Here is a 4,189-nt window from a genome sequence, read left to right as displayed (position 1 = left end):
GGGCCTATAGCACACTTTAATTAGTGGAAACTGGACATAGAGCAGTAAGCCCTACGGGAGAGTTTTGGGCCTAATTGATTAAAAATAAAATAAAACACATATGAATAAAAATACGTTTGGCAGCACTCTATAAAAATAATACAAAAACCTGTCTCAGTGTAGAGCTACGTACTTGCTTGCGGACAATCAGGCGTTGCAAGCAAATACAGTTTTATACGGGACGTCGGCAATAATTTTAGACACAATCTAAATTATATTATGAAAAAACTGAATTTTTACTCATTACTTATATTTTTAATATTTACGTTTTCTAGTTATGCTGAGAATAAGGTTAAAATATACTACGAGAAAAATAATAATGGGTATAGTGTATATGCTGACAATAAAGAATATTGTCCAACAACAGTGAAAATTCATTTTGAAGCAAAGAATCTGAATATTTCAGGTGGAAATGACCAGTATTATATTATCGATCCATTAAAGGAAAAACAACTATTAACTACTTTATCTGTTATAGATGTTAAAAAAGCATATGGGTTCAAGTACACTTACAAATCAAACTTAGGAAATCATAATTTGGAAAAATATGATTCGGATTACATTTATGATTTACCATTTTCAATATCAAATTCATTTAAAGTATATCAAGGCTACAATGGAGATTTCTCTCATCAAGATCAAAATGCATTAGATTTTACGATGCCTGTAGGAACAGAAATTAAAGCTGTCAGAGATGGGGTAGTAGTAAAAGTTGTGGATGAAAATTCAAAAAATTGTGGTGAAGAGTCTTGTAAAAAATACAATAATTTTATAATTGTTTATCATTCTGATGGAACTTTCGCAGAGTACACCCATATTAGAAAAGACGGATCAATCGTAAATGTTGGGGAAACTATAAAAAAGGGAAATACAATAGCCTATAGCGGTAATGTTGGTTGGAGTACCGGTCCACATCTACACCTGGTAATATATTTACAAAAATTAGAAAATAGAGAAACTTTAGAAACAAAGTTTAAAATAGGAAATGGTGAAAAAACAGAATATTTAGCTGAGAAAAAAACATATGAAAGAAACTACTAAACTACTGCCAACACTTTAAAAAACAATGATACAACCTGTCTCGCATAAAAACAGTTTTTATACGAGACGTTTGGTGTAAGCCGTAAGAAACCATATTAACAAAACTAAAAAATGAAAATAGCCAAAGTATTTATTTATTTCATAGCACTTATACTTATAAATAGCTGTTCGGGTAGTAAAGCCGCTAAATATTTTAAAGAAGGAAAAACAGAACAGGAAAACTATAAAGTTTCTCTTCCTTTCGAGATGAAAGATGGATGGATCATTGTACCCGTAGAAATAAAAAATAAGACTTATAAATTTCTTTTTGACACTGGAACACCTACTCTTGTATCAAAAGAACTTGCTGAAAGTTTAAATATGGAAGTTATCGATTCTGTAAATGCTAAGGATGTTTATAATGCATCACAACAAAATAAATATACAAGAATAGAAAACATTAAACTTGGAACGATAGATTTTGCTGGAACAACAGCCTTAATAAATGATTTTAACGCTACCCCAATATGGTCTTCTTTAAATATTGACGGATTTATAGGGTCAAATTTAATGCAACACGCTATTTGGGATATTGATTTCAACAAAAAACAAATTACCATAACCGATAATGAATCGAAATTAAACTTACCTGAAGAAATAATTGAGAATAAGTTATTTATTGGTATTGCAGGATTACCTTCTATTGCCTGTAAAATAAATGGAAAAAAAGTATGGAATTTTGCTGTGGATTCAGGGTATAATGGAGGCATCGTTATACCATTTTCCGAGTTTGAAAAGCAAATAGAAAAGGATCAAATTTCAGATTTCACAAAAGCTGATACCCGGGGTGTTATTGGGGTTTACGGGGAGCAAAAATCAACAAGGGAATCTTATACCGGAATAATTAATGAAATAGAATTCGGCAATTCTACTTTAAAAAATGAAAAGGTGTATTCAGAGCAATATCTAGATAAGATCTTTGGGTTAGATTTTTTTAGAAATTATCGGGTTATTCTAAACTGGAATAGTAAAAGAATAAAGCTGGTGGAATATGAACAAAACACCAGTTCTATATAAATGACTGCACCCAATCAGGCTTGCCAGCTCCCACTGTTTTTATAAGGGACATTAGCTCCCATCTGAACTTCAATATTTAATTTAAACTAACCTTATGAAGAAATTTTTTACAATCGCAATTTTACTCTTTTCAAACCTTTTGATGGCTCAATCCAATGATAACCTTCTGGATAATTTTGCTCGAATCAATTTGGGGCTTCACGGGATCGAAGGATCTTATGAATTACCTGTTTCTAAAAAGTTTGTATGGGAAAATTCTTTAGGAATTGGAATGGGAGCCAATGTGAATGCAAGTAGTGCAGAGTTTAACCTGGATTTTGGGAACCTTACCCCATTTTTAAAATCTGAATTGAAATACGTTTATAATATCAACAAAAGAGAATCAAAAGGGAAAAATATTGTAAATAACTCCGGGAATTATATCGGGTTACAAACGAAATACAGTTTCGGTAATTCTAAAGCGTATCATTTAAATTCAACCTCATTAACTGAAGTACATTGGGGACTTCAAAGATCTTTAGGTGGGAATTATGTATTTGATTTCCACATTGGTCTGGGCTATTTAAATGATTATAACACAAATGAGGGAGCAGTTTCACCCACGTTGGGACTAAGGTTTGGTTATAAACTATTTTAAAAATCCGAAACTACCTGCACGCTCCCACGTCTCGTTGTCCTGCAGATAATCACCCTCGCCAGCTCGCTTTTTTTTAAACGGGAAGGCTATAATTTAAAATTGAAATTTCAATTGAAGTATATTATAAGATTCATTCTGGGATTTCTGTTTTTAATCATACTTCTGCTGGTTTATGTCTCTGTACTTTGGCTATTGGAATTTCAGGAGTCCCATTTCTCAAATGGCTACTTAAATTTGACCAAATATGTTGAGCCTTTAGTACTTCTTGGAGGGGTTGCCATTATCTACAGATTTCAGAAAATAAAAAACCCACTTCGTCCAGTACACCTAAAGATTTTTCTCGAAGGTGTTTTTTTGACTATGTTTGTGGAAATATTAATCGAATTGACAGCTTACCAATTTGAGACCTCCACAAAATTTTTCAGCTTAAATAAGAATTATGATCTTACATTAATTCCTCTATATTTTACGGGAATCTTTATAGCAGCCCTTTTAGAAGAACTGTTCTTTAGACACTACTTTTTTGAGACCATTGGAAGAGCAATAAAAAAGAATGAAATCCTGACTATCATAATATCTTCCATATTTTTTACATTGATGCATTTCCAGTATTACGACAATTATTCTATACTGTTTTCAACCTTAATATTTGGAGTTTTGTATGCCTACCTGCTGGTTAAATATAAAACCATCTGGCTGCCTTTGGGAGTTCATTTTGGTCACAACCTTTTTGATTATTTATTTGGGAGTGATATTATTAATCTTACAAGCAATGACAGTTTTCTTTATGGAAATTTCAGGCCGGTATTTACAAGCATAGAGATTCTCCTGATTATATTTCTGTTACAATACCAAAAGAATATGGGGATAAGAATAAAAGAGGCTTGAGTTAATAAAAATAGGCGAAATACAGAAAAACCCTGATGATCCCATTCATCAGGGTTTTTAGGTAAAATAAAATGGTTGGCTAGTGCTGGGTATTCTATAATAGTAAATGAACGGACAGGTAAGCCGTCCGTTCATTTGCTAGAGTTGAAATCACTCCCCCAAATGAATTCAACCTAGTTTACTGGTTTTAAGTTTCAATGTCTTCCGTCTCCTCAGAACAGTCAATTTCCTGGATCTCGTCTATAGCTTCCTGGTATTCGTCACCCCAAAAAGCACAATCTTCATACTGTCCGTAAAAATCCATTAGAGCTGCTTTGTAATTTTCACAATTTTGTTCTGTGGGATTTTCTGAATAGGTAGATAAAGATTCCATCGCTTCTGTCCATTCTCTTTCAAAATCTGCACAGCCCATGTTCCTGTCGTTGTTTTGGCCCCTATAAAACAAGAGAATTATTCTAGATTTCAAAAATTAATTAAGCGGTTTGTTTTTTCACTAAAATCAGGTGTTGGTCCTGAACCCATTTTTCC

The 4,189-nt window shown here is 32.7% G+C and carries 5 protein-coding genes; 4 read left to right on the top strand and 1 reads right to left on the bottom strand.

Annotated elements, in window-relative coordinates:
- Window positions 1-258: 258 nt before the first annotated feature.
- The 4 genes from IE056_RS18650 (at window position 259) to IE056_RS18150 (ending at window position 3,661) form a co-directional block, all read left to right on the top strand.
- Window positions 259-1,080 (top strand): M23 family metallopeptidase, encoded by an 822-nt coding sequence (locus IE056_RS18650; RefSeq protein WP_189606412.1) that lies wholly within the window; start codon window positions 259-261, stop codon window positions 1,078-1,080.
- Between the two features lie 111 nt (window positions 1,081-1,191).
- A complete protein-coding gene (locus IE056_RS18160) occupies window positions 1,192-2,136 on the top strand; it encodes a retropepsin-like aspartic protease (protein ID WP_189606411.1) in 945 nt (314 codons plus the stop codon).
- A 94-nt stretch (window positions 2,137-2,230) separates the two neighbouring features.
- Window positions 2,231-2,773: a hypothetical protein gene (locus IE056_RS18155; RefSeq protein ID WP_189606410.1), complete on the top strand. Its 543-nt coding sequence runs from the start codon at window positions 2,231-2,233 to the stop codon at window positions 2,771-2,773.
- Between the two features lie 111 nt (window positions 2,774-2,884).
- Window positions 2,885-3,661, top strand: a complete 777-nt coding sequence (locus tag IE056_RS18150; protein ID WP_189606409.1) for a CPBP family intramembrane glutamic endopeptidase — start codon at window positions 2,885-2,887, stop codon at window positions 3,659-3,661.
- A gap of 187 nt (window positions 3,662-3,848) precedes the next feature.
- On the opposite strand, the gene IE056_RS18145 is transcribed toward IE056_RS18150, so the two are convergent.
- Entirely contained in the window at window positions 3,849-4,127 is a 279-nt protein-coding gene (locus IE056_RS18145; RefSeq protein ID WP_189606408.1) for a hypothetical protein, read from the bottom strand.
- Between the last annotated feature and the right edge of the window lie 62 nt (window positions 4,128-4,189).

The sequence above is a fragment of the Salinimicrobium marinum genome (genome assembly GCF_014651535.1).
Lineage (GTDB): Bacteria > Bacteroidota > Bacteroidia > Flavobacteriales > Flavobacteriaceae > Salinimicrobium > Salinimicrobium marinum.
The sequence above is the reverse complement of the archived record's forward strand: the minus strand, read 5'-3'. Positions and strand labels throughout refer to the sequence as shown.

What these genes read in the sequence shown, in the direction of transcription:
- IE056_RS18650 (WP_189606412.1), top strand. Translation starts at nt 259, where the DNA reads ATGAAAAAACTGAATTTTTACTCATTACTTATATTTTTAATATTTACG.
- IE056_RS18160 (WP_189606411.1), top strand. Translation starts at nt 1,192, where the DNA reads ATGAAAATAGCCAAAGTATTTATTTATTTCATAGCACTTATACTTATA.
- IE056_RS18155 (WP_189606410.1), top strand. Translation starts at nt 2,231, where the DNA reads ATGAAGAAATTTTTTACAATCGCAATTTTACTCTTTTCAAACCTTTTG.